Source organism: Methylorubrum rhodinum, from assembly GCF_014199935.1.
GTDB classification, from domain to species: Bacteria; Pseudomonadota; Alphaproteobacteria; order Rhizobiales; family Beijerinckiaceae; genus Methylobacterium; species Methylobacterium rhodinum.
In genome coordinates this window covers 287,133-310,153 of sequence record NZ_JACHOP010000002.1, presented here as the reverse complement: position 1 = coordinate 310,153, position 23,021 = coordinate 287,133, and the positions used below count along the sequence as shown (strand labels likewise).

Annotated in this window: 13 protein-coding genes; 8 read left to right on the top strand and 5 right to left on the bottom strand. The window is 71.2% G+C overall.

Annotated features, from left to right (window positions below; genetic code table 11):
• Nucleotides 1-70 precede the first annotated feature (70 nt).
• Both HNR00_RS03725 and HNR00_RS03720 read right to left on the bottom strand, forming a co-directional pair.
• Complete coding sequence (locus tag HNR00_RS03725; protein WP_183565086.1) at nucleotides 71-6,286, bottom strand: hypothetical protein; 6,216 nt, start codon at nucleotides 6,284-6,286, stop codon at nucleotides 71-73.
• 650 nt (nucleotides 6,287-6,936) lie between these two features.
• A complete protein-coding gene (locus tag HNR00_RS03720) occupies nucleotides 6,937-8,247 on the bottom strand; it encodes a L,D-transpeptidase family protein (RefSeq protein WP_183565083.1) in 1,311 nt (436 codons plus the stop codon).
• A gap of 249 nt (nucleotides 8,248-8,496) precedes the next feature.
• Between HNR00_RS03720 and HNR00_RS03715 the strand changes: the two genes are divergently transcribed.
• The 7 genes from HNR00_RS03715 to HNR00_RS03685 all read left to right on the top strand — a co-directional run bounded on the left by HNR00_RS03715 (nucleotide 8,497) and on the right by HNR00_RS03685 (nucleotide 14,237).
• Nucleotides 8,497-8,880 (top strand): hypothetical protein, encoded by a 384-nt coding sequence (locus HNR00_RS03715; protein WP_183565080.1) that lies wholly within the window; start codon nucleotides 8,497-8,499, stop codon nucleotides 8,878-8,880.
• Nucleotides 8,881-9,024: 144 nt separating this feature from the next.
• The gene (locus HNR00_RS03710) at nucleotides 9,025-10,032 is read left to right on the top strand and encodes a DUF1775 domain-containing protein (RefSeq protein ID WP_183565077.1); all 1,008 of its coding nucleotides are present in this window, start codon (nucleotides 9,025-9,027) and stop codon (nucleotides 10,030-10,032) included.
• A gap of 119 nt (nucleotides 10,033-10,151) precedes the next feature.
• On the top strand, nucleotides 10,152-10,637 hold the full coding sequence (locus HNR00_RS03705) for a copper chaperone PCu(A)C (RefSeq protein ID WP_183565074.1): 486 nt from the start codon (nucleotides 10,152-10,154) through the stop codon (nucleotides 10,635-10,637).
• Nucleotides 10,627-11,256 (top strand): SCO family protein, encoded by a 630-nt coding sequence (locus HNR00_RS03700; protein ID WP_183565071.1) that lies wholly within the window; start codon nucleotides 10,627-10,629, stop codon nucleotides 11,254-11,256. Before HNR00_RS03705 ends, HNR00_RS03700 begins: the two co-directional genes overlap by 11 nt.
• A gap of 132 nt (nucleotides 11,257-11,388) precedes the next feature.
• On the top strand, nucleotides 11,389-11,709 hold the full coding sequence (locus HNR00_RS03695) for a hypothetical protein (RefSeq protein ID WP_376770349.1): 321 nt from the start codon (nucleotides 11,389-11,391) through the stop codon (nucleotides 11,707-11,709).
• A gap of 44 nt (nucleotides 11,710-11,753) precedes the next feature.
• Nucleotides 11,754-13,922, top strand: coding sequence for a TonB-dependent receptor family protein (locus HNR00_RS03690; protein ID WP_183565065.1), 2,169 nt, complete (start codon nucleotides 11,754-11,756; stop codon nucleotides 13,920-13,922).
• Between the two features lie 135 nt (nucleotides 13,923-14,057).
• A complete protein-coding gene (locus HNR00_RS03685; protein WP_183565061.1) occupies nucleotides 14,058-14,237 on the top strand; it encodes a hypothetical protein in 180 nt (59 codons plus the stop codon).
• Nucleotides 14,238-14,250: 13 nt separating this feature from the next.
• Here the strand turns inward: HNR00_RS03685 and HNR00_RS03680 are convergent, their stop codons facing one another.
• The 3 genes from HNR00_RS03680 to HNR00_RS03670 all read right to left on the bottom strand — a co-directional run bounded on the left by HNR00_RS03680 (nucleotide 14,251) and on the right by HNR00_RS03670 (nucleotide 17,468).
• On the bottom strand, nucleotides 14,251-15,309 hold the full coding sequence (locus HNR00_RS03680; protein WP_183565058.1) for a cysteine synthase A: 1,059 nt from the start codon (nucleotides 15,307-15,309) through the stop codon (nucleotides 14,251-14,253).
• A 69-nt stretch (nucleotides 15,310-15,378) separates the two neighbouring features.
• On the bottom strand, nucleotides 15,379-15,573 hold the full coding sequence (locus tag HNR00_RS03675; protein WP_183565055.1) for a hypothetical protein: 195 nt from the start codon (nucleotides 15,571-15,573) through the stop codon (nucleotides 15,379-15,381).
• Between the two features lie 422 nt (nucleotides 15,574-15,995).
• The gene (locus HNR00_RS03670; RefSeq protein ID WP_183565052.1) at nucleotides 15,996-17,468 is read right to left on the bottom strand and encodes a peptidoglycan-binding protein; all 1,473 of its coding nucleotides are present in this window, start codon (nucleotides 17,466-17,468) and stop codon (nucleotides 15,996-15,998) included.
• A 242-nt stretch (nucleotides 17,469-17,710) separates the two neighbouring features.
• On the opposite strand from HNR00_RS03670, the gene HNR00_RS03665 reads away from it, so the two are divergent.
• Nucleotides 17,711-23,017, top strand: a complete 5,307-nt coding sequence (locus HNR00_RS03665) for an alpha-2-macroglobulin family protein (protein WP_183565049.1) — start codon at nucleotides 17,711-17,713, stop codon at nucleotides 23,015-23,017.
• Nucleotides 23,018-23,021 lie beyond the last annotated feature (4 nt).

Here is a 23,021-nt window from a genome sequence, read left to right as displayed (position 1 = left end):
TCGAGTTAACGCGGGTGCCCTCGCGCTTAATCCGCCCCCGCGCGGGCGAACCCGCGCGGGGTGCGTGACGTCACGCGACGAGGATGTCGGCGTGGGTGAGGAGCGGCTTGTTGTCGAGCACGGCGATCGTCACCGCCGCAACCTTGCCCGAGCCGTCCGCGTCGTAGGCCAGCACGCCGGTGTCGTGGTTGTAGACGATCCGGTCGTCGGCATCGAGCTTGGCTCCGGTGACGCCGAGGTCCTTGAACGCGCCTCCTGCCAGCTGGCCCGTCGCCAACGTGGCGAACACGCTCTTGGCGAGCTGGATCGTGTCCTCCGCGACGAAGTCGGTGATGTGGTCGATATTGGTGCTGCCGGGCCGTGTCGCGAACACGAAGGTGTCGGCGCCCGCCCCGCCAGCGAGCACGTCGTGGCCCAGGCCGCCGGACAGGAGGTCGGCGCCCTTGCCCCCCGACAGCGTGTCGGCCCGGGCTCCGCCGAAGATCGTGTCCCGGAGGTCGCCGCCCACCACCTTGCCGTCGACCTTGTCCGACACCGTGACGGCGTTGCCCGCGTCGCGGCGCAGGGCCACCGTGCCGAAGGTCTCGACCACCACCTTGCCGGCCGAACCCACCGCCGAGGTGTCGAGGACGAAGTTCTTCGTCCCGCCGAGGAGCGTCAGCACGTCGCCGTCCGCCTGACCGACCGCCTTCGCGCCGATCTGGAACGAGGCCATCGACGCGCCCGACTGCGACACGTCGATGATCTCCACCGAGGACAGCCGCGCGAGGGTGGACTCGGTCAGGGAGACCGAGCCGGCGACGAAGCTCAGCGTGTCGGTGCCGGCGCCGCCGAGGATGGTGTCGGCGGTGGTGAACTGCGAGGTCTGTCCCTCGAACAGGTCGTTGCGCGCGGTGCCGGTCAGCTTGTCGGCCCCGCTGCTCAGCAGTGCGACCGGGGCAAGGCTGTGCTGGACCGACAGCGCCTGCTCGGTCGAGCCGTAGAAGATGAAGTCGTCCGCCGTCAGCTGCGAAGGCGCGACGTTCTTCAGCACGATCTCCCGGCCGGCCACCTGCACGCGGGTGTCGGCGCCCGACTGCAGCAGCTTCAAGGCGGAGAAGCTCGTCGCCGACTTGATCGGCCGCAGGTCGATCTTCTCCATCCGGTCGGCGACCGCGAAGTCGGTGATCGTGGCGCCGCCGTAGATCACGAACGTGTCCGAGCCCGTCCCGCCCGAGGCCGTATCGCCGCCTTCGAGCCAGAGAGTGTCGTTGCCCGCACCGGCCAGGAGCGTGTCGCGACCGGTGCCGCCCTTGAGCAGGTCGTCGCCGAGCCCGGCATCGAGGGTGTCGTTGCCGCCGGCGCCGTCGAGCACGTCGTCGCCGGCCCCGCCGGTGAGCGCGTCGCCGCGCGCCCCGCCGGTGATCGCGTCGCGGCCGGTGTTGCCGATCACCGTGCCGTTGACCTTGTCCGACATCGTGACGGCGTTGTTCACGCCGGGGGTCAGGCTCACCGTGCCGAAGGTCTCGACCACCACCTTGCCGGCCGTACCCACCCCCGAGGTGTCGAGGAACAGCTCGCGGTTGCCGCCGCGCAGCGTCAGCACGTCGCCGTCCGCCTGACCGACCGCGCCCGCGCCGACCCGGAAGACCGCGCCGCCGAGCGTCTGCGACACGTCGATGATCTCCACCGACGACAGGCGCGACAGCAGCGCATCGGTCAGGCCGAAGCCGTTGGAGGCGAGGTTCAGCGTGTCGATGCCCGCGCCGCCGACGATGGTGTCGGCAGTGGTGAACTGCGAGGTCTGCCCCTCGAACAGGTCGCTGCCCGCGGTGCCGGTCAGCCTGTCGGCCCCGCTGCTCAGCAGGCCGATCGGGGCCCGGCTGTGCAGGCTCGCCAGCGTCTGCTCGGTCGAGCCGTAGAAGATGAAGTTGTCCGCCGTCAGTTGCGACGGGGCGACGTTCTTCAGCACGATCTCCCGGCCGGCCACCTGCACGCGGGTGTCGGCGCCCGACTGCAGCAGCTTCAAGGCGGCAAAGCTCGTCGCCGACTTGATCGGCCGCAGGTCGATCTTCTCCATCCGGTCGGCGACCGCGAAGTCGGTGATCGTGGCGCCGCCGTAGATCACGAACGTGTCCGAGCCGATCCCGCCCGTGACCGTGTCGCCGGCCTCGATCAGGAAGGTGTCGTCGCCCTCGCCGCCGAGCATCCGGTCGCTGCCGGCATCGCCCTTGAGCAGGTCGTCGCCGAGCCCCCCGTCGAGGGTGTCGTTGCCGCCGCCGCCGCTGAGCACGTCGTCGCCGACCCCGCCGGTGAGCGCGTCGCTGCGCGCCCCGCCGGTGATCGCGTCGCGGCCGGTGTTGCCGATCACCGTGCCGTTGACCTTGTCCGACATCGTGACGGCGTTGTTCACGCCGGGGGTCAGGCTCACCGTGCCGAAGGTCTCGACCACCACCTTGCCGGCCGTACCCACCCCCGAGGTGTCGAGGAACAGCTCGCGGTTGCCGCCGCGCAGCGTCAGCACGTCGCCGTCCGCCTGACCGACCGCGCCCGCGCCGACCCGGAAGACCGCGCCGCCGAGCGTCTGCGACACGTCGATGATCTCCACCGACGACAGGCGCGACAGCAGCGCGTCGGTCAGGCCGAAGCCGTTCGAGGCGAGGTTCAGCGTGTCGATGCCCGCCCCGCCGACGATGGTGTCGGCGGTGGTGAACTGCGAGGTCTGCCCCTCGAACAGGTCGCTGCCCGCGGTGCCGGTCAGCTTGTCGGCCCCGCTGCTTAGCAGGCCGATCGGGGCCCGGCTGTGCAGGCTCGCCAGCGTCTGCTCGGTCGAGCCGTAGAAGATGAAGTTGTCCGCCGTCAGTTGCGACGGGGCGACGTTCTTCAGCACGATCTCCCGACCGGCCACCTGCACGCGGGTGTCGGCGCCCGACTGCAGCAGCTTCAAGGCGGCAAAGCTCGTCGCCGACTTGATCGGCCGCAGGTCGATCTTCTCCATCCGGTCGGCGACCGCGAAGTCGGTGATCGTGGTGCTGCCGTAGATCACGAACGTGTCCGAGCCGATCCCGCCCGTGACCGTGTCGCCGGCCTCGATCAGGAAGGTGTCGTCGCCCTCGCCGCCGAGCATCCGGTCGCTGCCGGCATCGCCCCGGAGCACGTCGTCGCCGAGCCCCCCGTCGAGGGTGTCGTTGCCGCCGCCGCCGCTGAGCACGTCGTCGCCGGCCCCGCCGGCGAGCGCGTCGCTGCGCGCCCCGCCGGTGATCGCGTCGCGGCCGTTGCTGCCGATCACCTTGCCTTCGACGAAATCCGACACCGTCACGGCGTTGTTCGCGCTGTGGGCCAGATTCACCGTGCCGAAGGTCTCGACCACCACCTTGCCGGCCGGACCCACCGCCGAGGTGTTGAGATCGATGTCGCTCAGGCCGCCGTAGAGCGTCAGCACGTCGCCGTCGGCCTGACCCACGCCCCGCGCGCCGACCAGCACGACCACCCCGCCGGTCGACTGCGACAGGTCGATGATCTCCACCGACGACAGCCGCGACAGCGCCGCATCGTCGAGGTTGATCTTGTCGGAGACGAGGCGCAGCGTGTCCGTGCCGGCCCCGCCGGCGACCGTGCCCTCCTGCATGAAGCGAATGCCCGAACCGCCGAACAGGTCGTCGCCCGCGGTACCGACCACGCTCTTGATCGTGTCCGTCAGCGTCGCGTGCGACGTCCGCGTCTGCATCTCGGCGTAGGTCGCCTTCGTGGCACCGACGAAGACGAAGTCGTCGGCGGTCAGCGTCCGCGCGTCGACGTTCTTGAGAAGGATCGTCACCCCGCCGACGACGACCTTGGCATCGGTCCCGACCTGGGTCCGCTTGAGGGCCGCGAACGAGGTCGCGCCCGCGATCCCGCGCAGATCGATCTTCTCCAGCGGGTCGGCGACCGTGAAATCGGTGATCGTGACGTTGCCGGTGACGACGAAGGTGTCGGGATCGGTGCCGCCGGTCCCGGTATCGCCCGCGCCGAGCTTCAGGATGTCGCTGCCGGTCCCGCCCGTGAGCGTGTCGGTCCCGGCCTCGCCGTCGAGGATGTCGGCCCCGTCGTCGCCCGACAGGGTGTCGTCGCCCGCGCCGCCCAGGATCAGGTCGCGCTCGGCACCGCCGCTGATCCGGTCGTTGCCGCCGCTGTCCCGGATCGTGTCGTTGCCCTCGCCGCCGGTGATGACGTCGTTGCCGCGGCCGGACGCGATCGTGTCGTTGCCGGTGCCGCCGTCGATCGTGTCGTTGCCGCTGTCGGTATCGCGGATCGTGTCGTCGCCCGCGCCGCCGGACAGACGGTCCGCCCCCTTGCCGCCGGTGATGAAGTCGCCGCCGCCCGCCGCATCGATATCGGCACCGTCGTCGGTGGCCCGGATGGTCTCGTAATGCTCCGTCGCCCGCAGGTAGTGGAAGCGGATGTCGTTGTCCTCGATCGTGCTGCGCGGATGGATCGGGAAGGCACCCGGGCCGACGATGGGCCAAGACGCCATGCCGCCGCCGTAGCTGGCGACGGCGCGGTCGACGATGATGGTGTTGCTGCTGTCGGGGCTGCCGTGGAAGTTGATGTCCCGGTTGGTCGAGTCGACCTGGATGTGGTTGTAGTGCTCCGCGTTCCAGGACGAGAACAGCACGCTGTGGCGCATGTCCCGGTCGCTCAGGTGCGTGAACGTGTTGGCGAACGCCTCTTCCAGGGTGAAGCCGTAGCCGTTGCCGTCGGCGCCCTTGTTCTGCGCGCTGACGGCGACCAGGTGGTCGGCGGTGAGGCCGTAGATGCGGCTGAAGATGAAGGCCTTGGAGGCGTTGTTGTACGCCTCGATGTCGTACACTTTGCCGCCCACCATCGACTTGAAGTAGATGTGTCCGGCTCCGTCCCAGGCGGGATTCTTGTTGACGAACGCGTTCGGATCGGCCCCCGTGAAGCCGGAATCGACGCGGAAGCCGCCGACCGTGACGTTGCGCAGGGCCTCGAACTGACCGACCCAGCCCTTGCCCGCCTCGAAGGTGTAGGGCAGCGGTTCGGCGACCGTGACGGTGTTGCCGTCAATCGCGACGATCTTCGAGAGCGATTCGCGCAGGGCCCAGCGGTCGGAGTAGACGATGGACCCGGCCACCTGGACGCCCGTGTTGCCCGTGGCGGCGAAGAAGGCGTCGTCGTTGTTCTGCGCGATGCGGACGACGTCGCCGACCTTCAGGCCCGCCGTCGACGAGAGCTGAAGGGTGTTCGATCCCTTGACGGCGGTCGTCGCCAGATCGGCCGCCTTGTCGACCGTCAATTCCCCGCTCACCATGAGGACCGGAACGGGGTTCGCGTCGGTGATGACCGAGCGGATGACGGTCTTGTCGCTGCCCGCTCCCTCGAAGGTGATGTCGCTGCGGTTGATCGTCAGGGTCTTGTCGAAGGTGTAGGTCCCGGCGGCGAGCTTGATGGTCGAACCGGGGGGCGCCTCGTTGACGATGCGCTGGATGATGGCCTCGGAGGTCCCGGCATCGACGAGGATGACGTTCGGATCGGCCGTCCCGCTGAAGATGAAGTTGCCCGCGCTCAAGTCCGAGGCCTCGACCCCGCGGAGCAGGATCGTGGTGTCCGCCACGGTGATCTGGGCGCCCGCGGCGGTGTCCGCGACGGCGAGCTTCGAGAAGTCGGTGGCGGCGACGACGCCGCGCAGATCGATGCGCTCGAGGTGGAAGTCGACGGCGAAGTCCGTGATCGTGGTCGAGCCCGAGCCGACCTGGAACAGGTCCGCCTCGGTGCCGCCGGTCACGACGTCGCGGCCGCTGCCCGTGATGATCAGGTCGTTGCCGATGCCGCCGTCGATCGTGTCGCTGCCCGCGCCGCCGTTCAGAACGTCGTTGCCCTTGCCGCCCACCAGCGTGTCGTTGCCGTCTCCGCCGAGGATCGTGTCGTCGAAGTTGGAGCCCATGACGCGTCCGTTGACGCCGTCGGCGAGCTGGACGGTCTGATTGCTGTTGAAATTCTGCAGGGTGACCTGCCCGGAGCCGGACAGGATCACGGCGTCGCCCGGATCCTTCGAGATCACGCCGAAGGCGAGGGGATTGGCGCCGAACGTCACCGTCAGCCGGCCGCCGTCGGCCTGCCGGATCGTGGTCGCGTCGAGCACGATGTTGAGGGTCCCGCTCACGCCCTTGATGTCGATCTCCTCGACCGAGGAGAGGCCGGCGAGGCGGTCGGAGCCGAGTTGCAGGCCCGACGTGATGCCGGAGAAGGTCAGGACGTCGCTGCCGCCGCCTCCCGAGAGGACGTCGGCGGCACTGAGGGTTCTCATGTACGATCCGACGACGTTGAAGACATCGTCCTCGTCGTCACCGATCAGGCGATCCGTGCCGGTGGTTACCCTGTAATCGCCCATTGCGCTCGTTTTCCCCCAGAGCTCTCGCAGAACGAGGCCTCGACCCGATCGCACAAGACCGGCCGGCGGCGCACCATCCCACCCGAGCATTAATCAATATTTATGGCACGGTGCGGGCGGACGCCGACAATCGAGGCCCATGGTTTCCAAGGCGTTTCGAACACAACCTCAGGCCGAGCTTGAGCCGAGGCAACGATGTCTCGCGGAACTGCGGTGGCATTACTGGAGAAGGCGAATGATCGCGGCTCGATCCCGCGAAGCGCGTCGCGGCCGAAGCATGCGGTCATGCCCGCCTGAGCGTTATCCCGAAGCGACGGATGCGAATAGGTTCGCCGGGACGCACCGAAGTCCCAAAACGGGACGCGGATCTGCGGCAAGTCGCCACAGAAGAGCGCCGGTGTTCCGGCGAGGCGGGGCCGCCTCTTCACCCCCACCTTGCCGATCGACCGATCGGGTCTTGGGCGGAACGCAAGACGCCGAAGCGGGGGCCGCTTCGGCGTGACGGTCGAGGACGGAGCCGTCGGGACCGCGCTCGGGCCGCCCGGCTCCGGGACGCGATTCGAGGATCAGTTCCCCTCGTCGCCCGGCTCGAAGGTCTCGGGCTGGGTCGCGGCGGCGCTGGCGACCGGGGTCGGCGCCTCGATGGTCGAGGGCACGTTCACGCCGTCGCGCTTGTAGATGTCGTCGCGGAACTGGACGGTGCCCTCCGGGGTCGCCCAGGCGGTGATGTAGGTCCAGTAGACCGGCACGGGCTGCGTCAGGCGCGCGTCGATGCGCTGGCCGCCCTCCACCGCGCGCTCGACCGCGGCGCGATCCCAGCCGGGCGTGTCCTTCAGCAGCCACGTGATGTACTCGCGCACGTTCTGCACGCGCACGCAGCCCGAGGAGATGAAGCGGAAGTCGTCGCCGAACACGCCGCGGGAATTGGTGTCGTGCATGAACACGCCGTAGGGATTCGGGATGTTGATGCGCACCACGCCCATCGAGTTGAAGTCGGCGCCCGAATCCTGGCGGTAGGTGTAGCGCGTGCCCTCGTCCGAATTCCAGTTCACGGAGCGCGGCGAGATCTCCTGGCCGCCCGAGAGGATGCGGATCTTGTTGTCCGTGAGGTAGTTCGGATCCTTCTGCATCTTCGGGATGAGGTCCTTCTTCACGATGGAAGCCGGGACCGTCCAGGTCGGGTTGAAGTTGATCTCCACCGCCTTGGTGTTCATGATCGGCGACTGGCGGTCGATCTTGCCCACGCCCGCGGCGTGCAGGGTCACGACCTGCCCGTTCTCGACCGTCTGCACCAGCGCGGCCGGGATGTTGGTGATGACGAAGCGCCGGCCGAGATCGCCCGCATAGGAGCGCAGGCGGATCACGTTGGTCTCGAGCTGGCGCAGCCGAATGTCGGCGGGCACGTTCATCGCGGCCTGCGTCGCCGGGCTCATCTGGCCGGTCTGCGACAGGCCGTGGCGGGCCTGGAAGCGCTTCACGCCCGCCGAGACGTAGGAATCGTAGACGCCCGCGCCGCCCGCATTGGCGTCGAGGTCGCCCGTCACGATCAGGCGCTGGCGCACGGCGGCGACCGCCGGGCCGCGGGAGCCGACGCGCAGGGACGCCGCGCCGGAGACCGGCTGCCAGCCGCCGCGGGCGACGATGGCGCGGTACTTCTCGACCATGGCCTCGGTCGCCGCGATCGTCTGCGGCGACAGGATCGGCGTCGAGGAGCGCGTGACCTGCATGGTCGAGGGCGAGGAATAGTCCTGCGCCCACTCGGCCTGGGCGAAGCCCGGCTCGCGGGCGAGCGCCGGCCCGGCCATGAGCGTGACCATCTGCGTGGTCGCCGCCAGGGCGAAGGCGAGGGAGCGGGTGGGGCGCGCGGTCTTCAACATCGATCCGGGGCTCTGGATGAAGGTGCGGTCGGGTGGACGGAGCGGAGACGACAGTCCCGCCAAGTCCTCGTGCCGCCGTTGTTGCGGTCTTGGCGTTAAGAAGCCATGGCGTTCCGGGCCATATTGTGGCGCCCCTGGTGCCGTGGCGCACGTGACCGCGCCGGTGGGGCCTGGGAGTCACGCGCGCCGGAACGAGCTGCGACGCGAATTCACTGGCGGCTTGCACACGGCTGTTCTACGGCTCGGATCATGCCGACGAACCACCGCGACCGGACCGGGCGGGCGCCGCGCCGCCTGCGCGCGCTCACGGCCGTCGTCGCGCTTTACGCGCTGGTGCTCCAGGCGCTGCTCGGCGGCATCGCGGCCCTGCCGGTGGCGGGCGCCCCCGGCCTCCTCTGCGCCGCCGCGGCCGAGGCGGCGCCCGATGGCCCGTCCTCACCGACCCCGCCTCACGCCGCCTGCTGCACCGCTGCGAGCCACACCCCGTTCGCCGCCCCGCCGCCCGACCTCGCGCGTTCGCCGGCCTGGAGCGAGCCGGACGCGACGGCACCCGGCTGGCGGGGACGCCCGCGTCACGCGGCCCGCGCGCCGCCCTTCCTGATCGCCAGCGCTCGCGCGCCGCCGCTCGCCTGACCTCGATCTTTCCGACAGGCCGCCCCGTCGCGGGCGGTTCTGAAGGGTCTCGCCCCGCCGCGCCCCCCCCTGCCGAACCGGCCAAGAGTGCCGCAAGCGACAGGGCCGCGAGCGACCTTCGACGTCAGTTTTTTCGGATTCGCCATGCCCCCCATCCGTCGCCGCGGCGCCCTGCCGGTCGCCGCCCTCGTCTTCGTTCCGTTCCTCGCCTCCGCCGCCTCGGCCCACGCCCTGCTGGAGCGCAAGGAGGCTACGCCCAACGCCGCCTATCGCGGCGTCGTCCAGATCATGCACGGCTGCGACGGCAAGCCGACCACGCGGGTCAGCGTCTCGATCCCCGAGGGCGTGACCGGCGCCAAGCCGATGCCGAAGCCCGGCTGGACCCTCGCCACCACCCGCTCGGCCTATTCGAAGCCCTACCCGTCGTTCCACGGCACCGTCACCGAGGGCGTCACCACGATCACGTGGAGCGGCGGCAGCCTGCCGGACGATCAGGTCGACGAGTTCACCTTCTTCGCCCGCGTCTCCGACGCCTTCGAGCCCGGCGCGACGATCCATTTCCCGGTCGAGCAGGACTGCACCGAGGGCGGCTATCGCTGGAGCGAGGTGCCCGCGCCGGGCCAGGAGGCGCGGACGCTCAAGACGCCGGCCCCCGCCGTGCGGATCGTCGCCGCCAAGGCCACGGCAGCGGCCCCGGTGCCCGTCAAGGCCGATTCCGAGACCAAGGCCGGCGCGCTCGCGATCGAGACGCCGTGGCTGCGCGCCACGCCGGGCGGAGCCAAGGTCGCGGGCGGCTACGTGACGGTCCGCAACACCGGCGCGGAGCCCGACCGGCTGACCGGCGCCGCCATCGCCCGCGCCGGGCGGGGCGAGATCCACACGATGTCGACGGAGAACGGCGTGATGAAGATGGCCCCCGTCGCGGGCGGGCTGACCATCGCGCCCGGCGAGAGCGTGGCGCTCAAGCCCGGCGGTCTGCACCTGATGTTCCTCGACCTGACCGACGGCCTACGGGCGGGCGAGACGATCTCCGGCACCCTCACCTTCGAGCGGGCCGGCACCATTCCGGTGACCTTCACCGTGGCTCCCATCGGCGCACAGGGCCCCGGCGCAGCGGCGCCCGAGGCCGGCGGCCACGCCCACCACCACTGAGCCTGAGCGCGGCGTGCGACGCCGCGCCCGCCCCGGCCCCTCCGAAAGCGTTCCTATCTTCCCCTGAAGCCTCCACGCCCCGCGGCCGACGCCCGGAGCGCCCACGACCGGAGACAGACATGCGCCTTCCCGCCCTCTCGCTGTCCATCGCCCTCGCCGCCCTGTCGGCAGGCCCGCTCTCGGCCCACGACTACAAGGCGGGCCCGCTGAAGATCGACCATCCCTGGTCCCGCGCCACGCCGGGCGGGGCCAAGGTCGCGGCGGGCTACCTCAGCGTCACCAACACCGGCACCAGCCCCGACCGTCTCACCGGCGCGAGCGTCACCGCGGCGGGCCGGACCGAGCTGCACAGCATGTCGAGCGAGGGCGGGGTGATGCGGATGGCGCCGCTCCCCGACGGCCTGGAGATCGCGCCGGGCGCCACGGTGAAGCTCGCGCCCAGCGGCAACCACCTGATGTTCCTCGACCTGAAGCAGCCGTTCAAGAAGGGCGAGCGGGTCGCCGGCACCCTCACGTTCGAGAAGGCCGGCACGGTGCCGGTGGAGTTCGTCGTGGAGGGGCTGGCCGCAAAGGGACCCGACAAGGGCCACGACCATGCCCACTGAGCCCGGGCGACCCCGGAATCCGCGGGGCGGCGGCCAGATCCTGACCGTCTTCGCGCTCGGGCTCGCCGCCATCGTCGGGACGACGGTGGCGTTCCTGCCGCGCGGCCCGAAGCCGCCGCCTATCTCGGTGGTGGGCGGGTCGTTCCGGCTCGAATCCTCGAAGGGCGGCGTGCTCGATTCGCGCACGCTCGCCGGCCAGCCCTACCTCGTGTTCTTCGGCTTCACCCAGTGCCCCAACGTCTGCCCGACGACGCTGGCCGACCTCGGCAACCTGCTCGACGCCTTCGCAAAGGAAGGCGGCGACCTGCGGGCCTACTACGTCACCGTCGATCCCGAGCGGGACACGCCGGAGGTCATGCGCGAATACATGGCCTCGTTCAGCGACCGGATCACCGGCCTGACCGGCAGCCCCGAGGCGATCGAGCGGGTGACGCGGGCCTTCCGCGCCGAGGTGAAGCGGGTGCCGCTGACGGAGGGCGGCACGACGATCGAGCACAGCCTGATGGTCTACATGATGGACCGCAACGGAGGCTTTGCCGGACCGCTCGATCTGGAAGCCGGCCACGGCCTCGCCCTCAAGCAGCTGCATCGGCTGGTCGCGGGCGGACGCGACAGCTGACGGGCCGTCACCGGAGACCGAAATCGCGCCGCTGTTGCGCGCATTCGCATTGACGCCCGGCCAAGCTTGACCATAGCTGGCCCGATGCGAAGGCGCCTGCCCGGATGGACCGCGTGCCGCGCGGTCATCGCCGTGGCCGCGCTCTACGCGCTCGCCCTGCAGGCGCTTCTGGGACAGGCCGCCTTCGTCGGCAGCTTCGGGCCCGCGCACATCCTCTGCGCCCCCGACGCCGGGGATGCCGAGGGATCGCCGAAGCACCCGCCGCACGCCCACCTGCCCTGCTGCCCGGCCGCCCACGCGGCCGCCGCGCCCGTCCTTCCCCCGACCGTGGCCACCGCCGTCGTCTGGCCGGCGGCGCAGGTCCGCCGGGTCGCGTGGCGCCCCGAGGTCACGGCATCGCCCCGCGCCCCGCCGGGCACCCGCCCCCGCGTCCGAGCGCCCCCCGTCGCCTGATCGATCGCCCTCTCCCGATCCTTCAGACCACGGACAGTCCCACCATGACCTCCTCCCTACGGGGCGCGCCGCGGGCCGCCCTGCCCCTGCTCGCCTGCCTGACGACCGTTTCACCCGCCCTGGCCCAGGCCCCGCCGGGCAGCATGAACGCCCCATCCGGCAGCGCGACCACGCTCGACGAGATCAGCGTGGCCGGCGCGGCCCGCGCCGGCCGGCGCGAGGCCGCCGGCTCGCTCACCGTGCCGAGCGTCGCGGCCCAGGAGGCGGCGGTGAAGTCCACCGTCGGTTCGGTCGCCTTCGTCGACGCCGCCGCCTATCAGAACACCTACGCCAACACCGTGCGCGATGTGCTCAAGGACGTGCCCGGCGTCTTCGTGCAGACCCGCTACGGCCAGGAGATGCGGCTCTCGATCCGCGGCTCCGGCATCGCCCGCGGCTTCCACGTGCGCGGCATCGAGCTGCTGCAGGACGGCATCCCGCTCAACCTCGCCGACGGCAGCGGCGACTTCTACCAGATCGACCCGCTGGGCTTGCGCTCCATCGAGGTCTACAAGGGCGGCAACGCGCTGAGCTTTGGCGCGACCACGCTGGGCGGGGCGGTCAACTTCGTGACGCCGACCGCCTACACGGCGCTGGCGCCCAACATCCTCCGCTTCGAGGCCGGCAGCTTCAACACGTTCCGCGAGAGCTTCCAGTTCTCGCGCATCGCGGGGCCGGCGGACTTCCTGATCTCGGGCACCCTCACGAACTCGGACGGCTTCCGCGATCACGAGACCCAGCGCACGCAGAACTTCAACGCGAATGTCGGCTATCGCATCGCGCCGGGGATCGAGACGCGGTTCTACGTCGGCAGCTACGCTACCGACCAGAAGCTGCCCGGCACGCTGAACCTCGACGCCGCGCTAACGAATCCAAGCGTGGCGAATCCGAACGCGGTCAGCGGCAACCAATCGCGAAAGGTGCAGGCGGAGCGGATCGCCAACCGCACCTCGTTCGAACTCGATGTCGGCCGCCTCGACATCGATTCCTGGGCGATCCACAAGAACCTCTACCACCCGATCTTCCAGGTGATCGATCAGGACGGCTGGACCTACGGCGTCTCGCCCCACTGGTCCGGCACCTTCGACGTAGGGGGATTCCGCAACGACCTGCTGCTGGGCCTGCGGGCGTTTGCCGGGATCAACGACGCCCGGCAATTCGAGAACAAGTCCGGCCTGCGCGGGCCCCAGACGCTGCGGGCGGTCCAAAGCGCCTCGAACTACGAGGCCTATGGCGAGAACCGGTTCTGGTTCCTGCCCGACATGGCGCTGATGACCGGGGCCAAGGCGTTCTCCTCGAACCGCACCTTCAGCAACAAGGGCGGTTTCACGCAGAATCCCGCCGTGCGCTACGACAACGTGACCTACGAGGGCGTGAATCCGAAGGTCGGCCTGCTGTGGCAGCCGCTGCCGACCGTGCAGGTCTTCGCCGACGCGACCCGCTCGGCCGACGTACCGGATTTCTCGGACCTCGCGCAGACGATCGTGGATCCGAACCTCGTCGCCGCGGGTGTCGTCTTCGTGCCGCTGCGGGCGCAGCGCGCCTGGACCTACGAGGCCGGCACCCGCGGCCGCCTCGACGACTGGTTCTGGGACGTGACGCTCTACCGGGCCGAGGTGCGCGACACGCTGATCAACTTCAACACGGCAGCGGGCAGCGCGGCGAACGTGCCGGCGGCGACCTTCAACGCGCCGCGGACGCGCCATCAGGGCATCGAGGCGGCACTCGGTTATGACCTCTCGCGCGACCTCACCGGCATCGGCGACGGCTTACGCCTCACGCAGATCTGGACGCACAACGACTTCCGCTTCGTGAACGACCCGGAATACCGCAACAACCGCATCGCCGGCATCCCGCAGGACGTGCTGCGCACCGTCCTCGGCTACACCCATCCGAGCGGCTTCTATCTCACGCCCTCGATCGACTGGGTGCCCGGCGGCGCCTTCGTGGACCACAGGAACACGCTGAAGGTTCCGGGCTACGCCCTGTTCAACGTCCAGACCGGCATCGACTTCGCCAACGGCGTCTCGCTGTTCGTGGATGCCCGCAACCTCACCGACGAACGGTACATCTCGGACATCTCCGTGCTCGCGCTGGCGCCCTCGTCCAACCCGGTCGCCTTCTATCCCGGCATCGGCCGCAGCGTGTTCGGCGGCATCCGGGCCTCGTTCTGAGAGCCCCGGATCGGAGCGGGCGCCGGGTTCGGGCGCCCCAGGGTGAACCGTCGGTCAACGCCGCCGGTAAAACCCGGCCTTAACCGTCTCCTGTCACGTTGCCCTTTCCAAAGGCCCCCGGACAGGAGACGATCCGTGACGAAGACGGTCACCGAGACGAAGTCCACGGGCGACGACGCCGTCCCGCCGCTGAGCCAGGGCGTGCGGCGCCATCTCGGCAGGAACCTGCGTAGCCTCTATTCGGGCTGCCTCACCGAGCCGGTCGGCGAGCGCATCGAGGCGTTGATCGCCCGGCTCGGCAAATCGCGGGGTTAGGCAAGGGGCGGGGTTAGGCTCGCCAATCCGGCAGGGCGCCCGCGGGCGCCCCGAGCCAGTCGGGCGTCGGCAGGCCGCGCTCCGTGAGGAAGGCCGGGTTGAACAGCTTCGAGGCGTAGCGCGCCGCCCCGTCGCACAGGATCGTCACGATGGTGTGGCCCGGCCCGAGCGCGCGGGCGAGCCGGATCGCGCCGGCCACGTTGATCCCCGAGGAGCCGCCGAGCGACAGCCCCTCCTCCCGCATCAGGCGGAAGACGATGGCGAGCGCCTCCGTGTCCGGAATCCGGAAGGAGTGGTCCGGCGTGAATCCTTCGAGATTCTTCGTCACCCGGCCCTGGCCGATCCCCTCTGTGATCGAGGAGCCCTCCGCCTTGAGCGTGCCGGTGCTGTAAAGGCTGTGGAGCGCCGAGCCCTCCGGGTCCGACAGGGCGATCGTCACGCCCGGCTTCCTCGCCCGCAAGGCCTCGGCGACGCCGGCCAGCGTGCCGCCGGTGCCGGCGGCGCAGACGAAGCCGTCGACCGCACCCTCGGTCTGGGAAAAGATCTCGGGGCCCGTGCCCTCGATATGGGCGTTGCGGTTGGCGACGTTGTCGAACTGGTCGGCGAAGAACGCGCCGGCCTCTTCCGTCTGCGCCAGCCGCTCGGCGAGGCGGCGGGCGGCGTGGACGTAGTTGTTCGGGTTGGCGAAAGGCACGGCCGGCACCTCGACGAGGCGGGCGCCCGCGAGCCGCAGCGTCTCCTTCTTCTCCGCCGACTGGGTCTCGGGGATGACGATGACGGTGCGGTAGCCGCGCACCGACGCGACCAGCGCGAGCCCGATGCCGGTGTTGCCCGCGGTGCCCTCGACGATGGTGCCGCCGGGCCGGATCAGCCCGCGGCTCTCCGCATCGCGCACGATCGAGAGGGCGGCCCGGTCCTTCACCGACAGGCCGGGATTGAGGAACTCGGCCTTGCCGAGGATGGTGCAGCCGGTCTCCTCGGAGGCGCGGCGCAGCCGGATCAGCGGCGTGCCGCCGACCGCGGCCAGGACGTCCGGCGAGACCCGCGGGCGGACGTCGTGGGATGCGGTCATGCGGAAAGGCCTCCGGCCCCGGCCCCGGAATGGGCGCCGGTCGTGGGCCGAGGCTTAAGCGCGGGGTTTTCAGGAATCCAGATAGCCGGCCTCCTGTAGCGCCTCGGCGACCGCAAGAAAGAGGGGATCGTCCGGCGTCACCGGCTCGGACGAAGGATTCCTTCTCTCCGGCTCGGGCTCCGGCGGTGCCTCGGCACGGGCCGCGACCGCGCCGAGGCCGAGCCGGCTCGCGGCGGTCAGGAGGGATTCGCTCAGAGAGATCATGCCGCCACCGTCTCGAAACAGGATGCCCGTGGAAGCGCAAAGGTTGATGCAACCTTGACGCTTTTGCGGCGCGGCCGGTTTTCGGTGCCGTCGCGGCGACGCTGTGGCCGGACGGCGACAGCCGGTTCAGGAGCGGTTCAAGCGTCGTGGCCGATCGGGAGCCGGTGTGATCTCCCTGCACCGGTTTCCAGCGCAGCAGGCCCCGCCGCCGCCGCAATCGGCCACGAGGGAACACATCGTCAAGTTTCTCGGGCTACCGCCTGGGAGCCCGTGCCTGTCCCGCCTTCTCGGCTCCTCCCTCGAAAGTTCGAAGCGTTCCCATGACGGTCGTCGTCCTCATCGCCTGCAACCTGCTGCTGGCCGGCCTGTTCTCCCTCGTCGCCGTCGTCCTCGACTGACCGGGGGCCTCGGGCCTCCCCCCCTCATCGTCCGCACGCGATCCCGACCACCGCGCCGAGAACCGGCGCGGCGGCCCCGCTCGGCGTCGCGGCGGCGACGGGCGCGGGCGCGATCCCGCTCTGCTTCAGCAGCGCCGCGACCGCGCCCGCCGGCACCATGGCGTAGCGCGTCGGCGGCATCACGCCGGCGATCAGGCGCGGGGCCGCGGGCGCCCGCGCCACGAGTCCGACGAGGCGGCCCGTCCGGTCGAGCACCGGCGCGCCGGCGGCACCCGGCTGGAGCGGCGCGAACACGCCGCCGGGCCCGGCAATGCCGGGGGCGACGCTGCGCCCGCCGCCGGCCTCCACGGCCAGCACGAGCAAGGCCTCGTCCGCGCCGGGCGCGTCCGCCCGCGGGAGCGGCACAGCGCCGCCGCCGAGGCCGTCGACCTTGAGGATGACGACGGAGCCGGAGGCATCGTGGCCCTCGCTCCGGGCAGGCTGCGCACCGATGCGGGGCGCCGGACAGGTCTCGACGGCGGAGGCCGCCGTCAGCACCCGCCCGCCGCCCAGGTTCAGCCCGGTCGCGGACAGGCGCGCTTCCGCCGGAGGCGCTGCCAAGGACGGTGTCGGGGACGGTGTCGCGGCAAGGCCGGGATTCGGGGCCGGCCTGGGCGCCGCGGTCGCTGCGGTCGGGGGCGTCGCCGCGGCCGTCGGCGCGGCCGCGACCGACGGTGACAAGCCCTCGACGGGAAACGCGGAAAAACTGTTGGCGACCGCGATCATCAGCGGCTCGACCTCGGCGGCCATCGCCCGGTCGTAGCCCAGCGCGAAGCCGCGGATGCCGGCCTCGCCCGCGGCGTAGCGGACATAGGAGCGCCCGGTCGCGGTCTCGGCGGTGACGACGACGAAGTCGGGTTTTTTCAGCTTGTAGGTGACCTTGCGCTCCGGGCTCGCGGCGGTGGCGCGCTCGAACAGGGTGTCGAGGTCGGTCGTGCCGGGCGGGAAGGAGCGGGTGTCGAGGGTCACGCGCCCGTCGGCGCTCTGCCAGCGGGTACCGCCGGGCAGCAGGCTGCGCTTCGACAGCATCCGTTCGGGCACGCCGATGACGGCGCCGCTCGCCCCATCGGTCTGAACGCGGAACCGCGCCGCCTTGCGGGCCGCCTCGGCAGCATTCGCGAGCGCCGCACGCTCGGGCGCGGAGAGCTGGCCCGTGGGGGTGCCGCCGGTGCGCCGCTGGTAGGCGGCGATGCCGTCGAAAGTGCGCCGCCCGAAGCCGCCGGTGGTCACGCCGTTGTAGTCGCCGGTCCAGACCAGCGCGTCCTGCACGGCCCGCCGCTCGGGCTCGGGCAACGCCTCGAAGGCCGCCCGCGCCGCCTCCAGGGCGGGGTCGGGCGCGGGGGCGGCGGGTCTGGGAGCCGTGGGCGGCGGCGCGCCCTGCGCCGCCGCACCGAGGGCGAGGCCGAGGCTGGCCAGAGCCGCGAGCCCCGTTCGCAAAGCTGCCGTCCGCTCACGCATCGCCGCCATCCGCTCCGACGCGCCGGGCGCGTCACGGCGCCGATGATGCCCGCGTCCGGCGCGTCACGACAAGCGTTGCGGCGTCCGCGCCAAGTGATAGCGTGCCGCCCGCCGCTCCTAGAGCCGTGCCCGACCCCGCTGGGTCGGATCACGCCTCTAGGCCCTTGTCGTGCCGCGCATTCTTTCGACGAACCGGTGTCCGCTTCGTCGGAATGCGCTCATAGGCGGTCGGAGAGACGCGCATGTTCCAGGGCAACCCGATCCGGCGCCTCGCCGTCCTGACGGCGGCTTTGGCCGCCACGACCCTTCCGGCGGTCGCCCAGGCGCCCCGGCCCGCGCCGCCGCCGAAATCCGCGACGGCCCCCATCCAGAAAAGTTTCGTGCGCGAGGCGCTGGCCAGCGCGGGCGTGCGGCTGGAGGCGACCTTGAGGGCCGAGGCGCCTCCCGGCGCCAAGACGTCCGCCCAGTGGCGCCGCGAGGCGGAGGCCGCCGCCAAGAGCGAGGAGGCCGAGCCCGACGCCGAGATGAACGCCTACGCCGCGGCCATCGCGGCCGACCCGAACGATGTCCGGAACTGGCTCGACTATGCCCGCACCGCGGGCGAGGCGGGCGCCGACGAGGAGCGCGGCGACTATTCGGCCCGGCTCAAGCTGCGGGGCCGCGCGGCAGCCGCCGCCTACCAGGGCTACCTCAAGGCCAGGACGCCCGCCGACGAGGCCCGCGCGCTCGCCCGCCTCGGCGAGGTCCAGGCGGCGCAGAACGAGTGGCGCCCGGCCATGGAGGCCTACCGGGCGAGCCTCGCCCTCCGGGACGATGCGCCGACGCGGGGGACTTACGAAAAGCTGCGCGAGGCGCACGGCTTCCGCATCCTCGACTACAAGGTCGATTCGGACGCGGCCGCCCCGCGGGTCTGCTTCACCTTCTCGGAAGCGCTCGTCCCGAAGGCCGACTACGCCCCCTTCGTCGCGGTCTCGGGGGCGAGCAACGCGGCGGTGACGGCGGAGGGTCAGCAGCTCTGCGTCGACGGGCTGAAGCATTCCGAGCGCTACGCCTTCGTGCTTCGCCAAGGCCTGCCCTCGACTGTGGGCGAGAACCTGCTGAAGGCTGCAGATTACGAGGTCTACGTCCGCGACCGCTCGCCCCAGGTGCGCTTCACCGGCCGCAACTACGTCCTGCCCCGCACCGGACAGGCCGGCGTGCCGCTGGTCTCGGTCAACGCCCAGAAACTCGATGTCGAGGTGCTGCGCATCGGCGACCGCGGCCTGCTGCCGACGCTGCGCTCGGAGGAATTCCTGAGCCAGCTCAGCGGCTCGACGGCCAAGTCCATCGCCGACCAGAAGGGCCAGCGGGTCTGGAAGGGCACGCTCGATACGGCGAAAGTCGAGACCAACCGCGAGGCGGTGACCGCCTTCCCCGTGCTCCAGGCGGTCGGCCGGCTCGAGCCCGGCCTCTACCTGATGCTTGCCAAACCCACCGGCACCACCGACGCATCGGAGGACGAGGAGGGCGGGTACGAGACCCAGGCGACGCAGTGGTTCGTCGTCTCCGATCTCGGGCTCACCGCCTTCAAGGGCCGCGACGGCGTCCACGTGCTGGCCCGTTCGCTGGCCAGCGCCAAGGCGGTCTCGGGCGCCGAGATCCGCTTGGTCGCCCGCAACAACGACGTGCTGGCGACGAGTAAAACCGACGGCCAGGGCCACGCCGCCTTCCCCGGCGGCCTCGCCCGCGGCGAGGGCGGCTTGGCGCCGGGCCTCGTCGTGGCGCAGGTCGGCGACGATTACGGCTTCCTCGATCTGGCGCAGGGCGCCTTCGACCTGTCCGACCGCGGCGTGAAGGGCCGCCCGGCGCCCGGCGGGGCGGAGGCCTACGTGTTTCCCGAGCGCGGTGTCTACCGCTCCGGCGAGACGGTGCAGTTGACCGCCCTGCTCCGCGACCCACAGGGCGCGGCGGTGAGCGGCCTGCCGCTGACCCTGGTGGTCAAGCGCCCGGACGGCGTCGAGTATCGCCGCGCGGCGGTCGCCGACGAGGGGCTCGGCGGGCGTGCCCTGTCGCTGCCGCTCATGGCGGGCGCGATGCACGGCACATGGCGGGTCTCGGCCTACACCGATCCGAAGGCGCCGCCGGTCGGCGAGGCGAGCTGGCTCGTCGAGGATTACGTCCCCGAGCGGCTGGAGGTGAGTCTTTCGCCCAAGTCCCCGGCGCTGAAGCGCGGCGAGGCCGCGACGATCGACGTGTCGGCCCGCTACCTCTACGGCGCGCCGGGCGCCGGCCTCGACGTGTCGGCCGCGGTCGCGGTGCAGCCCGCCACGGGTTCCGGCATCAAGGGCCTGGAGGGCTTTTCCATCGGCCTCGACGACGAGGCGGTGGAGGCGACTACAACGGAAGTCGATGCCAAGGCGACCACCGACGCGCGGGGGCAGGCGAGCCTCACCGTGCCGGTACAGGAACTGGCGGCCCCCCGGCCATTGGAGGCAAAAATCACCCTCTCGGTCGGCGAGCCCGGCGGGCGGGTGCTCAGCCGCAGCGTCACGCTGCCGATCCTGCCGTCCAACCCGGTCCTGGCGATCCGAAAGAATTTCGGCGGCGACCTATCGGATGGGGCGACCGCAACCTTCGATCTCGTGATGGCCACGCCCGACGGGCGGCGCCTGTCGCAGGACGGCGTGGTGTGGACGCTCTCGAAGGTCGAGCGGACCTATCAATGGTACCGCGAGGACGGGCGCTGGAGCTTCGAACCGGTGAAGTCGAGCCGCCGCGTCGCCGACGGGCGCGTGGCGATCTCTTCCGACGCGCCCGCGCGCATCGCCGCCCCGGTCGGCCTCGGGCAGTACCGTCTGGAAGCCACCGTGCCGGGCCAGCCGCAGGCCGCCGTGAGCGTGAGCTTTTCCGTCGGCTGGGGCGGCTCCGAGAGCGCCGACGTGCCCGACCTTTTGGACCTCACCCTCGACAAGGCGGCCTACGCCTCCGGCGAGCGGCTGAAAGCACGCCTCGCGCCGAAATTCGCCGGCACGGCGACCCTCGCGGTGGTGAGCGACCGCGTCCACGAGATTCGCGACGTCACGGTGTCGGAGGGCGGCACCACCGTCGACATCCCGGTCAAGGCCGAATGGGGCTCCGGCGCCTACCTCGTCGCCACCGCCTACCGGCCGCTGGATCAGGCGGCGAAGCGCATGCCGGGCCGGGCGCTCGGACTCGCATGGTTCTCGATCGATGGGGAGAAGCGCGGCCTCTCGGTCTCGCTCGACGCGCCCGAGAAGGTGCGCCCCCGCGGCACGCTCACCGTGCCGGTCAAGATCGCCGGGCTCCAGGCCGGCGAGGAGGCGCGGGTGACGCTCGCCGCGGTCGATGTCGGCATCCTCAACCTGACCCGCTACGAGGCGCCGAACCCGTTCGCCTACTTCTTCGGCCAGAAGGCGCTGGGGCCGGAGGTGCGCGACCTCTACGGCTACCTGATCGACGGCATGCAGGGCACGCTCGGCGCGATCCGCTCCGGCGGCGACGGCGGGGCCACCGAACTCGCCGACACCCCGCCGACCCAGGCGCCGCTGGCGCTCTATTCCGGCGTCGTCACGGTGGGCGCGGACGGAATTGCGAAAATTCCGCTGGAGCTGCCGGCCTTCAACGGCACCGCCCGGCTGATGGCGACCGCCTGGACCAAAGCCAAAGTGGGGCAGGCCCAGGCCGACGTGATCGTGCGCGATCCGGTGGTGCTCACCGGCACGCTGCCGCGCTTCCTCAATGTCGGCGACCGCTCGCGCTTCTTCGTGGCGCTCGACAACGTCGAGGGCGGGGCCGGCGACTACACGGTCGATCTCGACCTGTCCGGCCCGGTCGTGGTGGCGGGCGAGGCCCTGCGCTCGACGCTGCGCTTGGAGGCCGGCGCCAAGGGGCAGTTCGTGATCCCGATCACCGCCGCCGGGCCGGGCCTCACCCGGCTCGACCTGACGCTCACCGGCCCCGGCATCGAGGGCAGCGCCGGCCAGTCCTTCGCGCTCGCCATCGGCCCCGGCACCGGCGCGTTGCTGCGCCGTACGGTACGCCCGCTGGAGCCGGGTGCCGGCCTCGACGTCAGCGCCGATCTGCTCGCCGACATCCTGCCCGGCACCGGCGCGGTCTCGGTGGCGGCCAATCGGCTGGCCGGAATCGACGTGGCCGCCCTGCTGCAAGCGCTCGACCGCTATCCCTACGGCTGCTCCGAGCAGACGGTGAGCCGGGCGCTGCCGCTCCTCTACGTCAACGGCTTGGCGGCTTCCGAAAAACTCGGCCTCGACGGGAAGGTGGACGAGCGGGTGCGCGGCGCGATCGAGCGGGTGCTGGCGCGTCAGGATTCGAGCGGCGCCTTCGGTCTGTGGTCGACGGAGAATGCGGGCGACACGTGGCTCGACGCCTACGTGACCGACTTCCTCACCCGCGCCCGCGAGCGGGGCTTCTCCGTCGCGCAGACCGCCTTCAACAGCGCGCTGGACCGTCTGCGCAACACGGTGGCCAACACCACCAACGTCGAGAACGGCGGGATGGATCTGGCCTACGCGGCCTACGTGCTCGCCCGCAACGGCCGCCCGGTGATGGGCGACCTGCGCTACCTCGCCGACACCAAGATCGAGGATTTCGCCACGCCGCTCGGGCGCGGGCAGCTCGCCGCGGCGCTGGCGCTCCTCGGCGACCGCGGCCGGGCGCAGAAAGCCTTCGACGCGGCGGTGAAGGCGCTGCAGGCCGGCCGCGACAAGGGCGATTACCGCGCCGATTACGGCTCCCGCCTGCGCGACGGCGCCGCCCTGCTGGCGCTCTCGGCCGAGACCGGCTTTTCCCGCGAGACCTTGCAGCCGGTGGCCGCGGTGATCGGCCAGGAGCGGGGAGATTCCCGCACCACCAGCACCCAGGAGAACGCCTGGATGGTGCTGGCCGCCCAAGGCCTCGCCAAGGAGTCGGAGGGTCTCAAGCTGTCGATCGACGGTCGGCCCGAGACCGGTCCGCTGTCGCGGCTCTACCGGGCGCCCGCCCTGGAGGCGCGGCCGGTGTGGATCGTCAACGAGGGCCGCGAGCCGGTGCAGCTGACGCTCGGTACCACCGGCAACCCGATCGCCCCGGAGCCGGCGGCCGCCCACGGCTACACGGTCGAGCGCGCCTTCTACCGCCTCGACGGCAGCCCGGTGGATGCGGGCAAGCCCCTGCGCCAGAACGACCGCCTCGTCGTCGTGCTGAAGGTGACCGAGGCCAAGGCCTCCGCCGCCCGCCTGCTCTTGGTCGATCGCCTGCCCGCGGGCCTGGAGATCGACAACCCGAAGCTTCTGGACGCCGACGCGCTCAGCGGCCTGAGCTTCGCGAAGAGCGACGTGCAGCCGGTCCACACCGAGTTCCGCGACGACCGGTTTGTCGCCGCCTACGACCGCACGCCGGAGCAATCGGCCTTCTTCTCGGCGGCCTACATCGTGCGCGTGGTCTCGCCCGGCACCTACGTCCATCCGGGCGCCAGCGTCGAGGACATGTACCGCCCCGAGCGGTTCGGACGCAGCGCGTTCGGATCGGTCGAGGTGGTGTCGGCGAAGTAGTTTG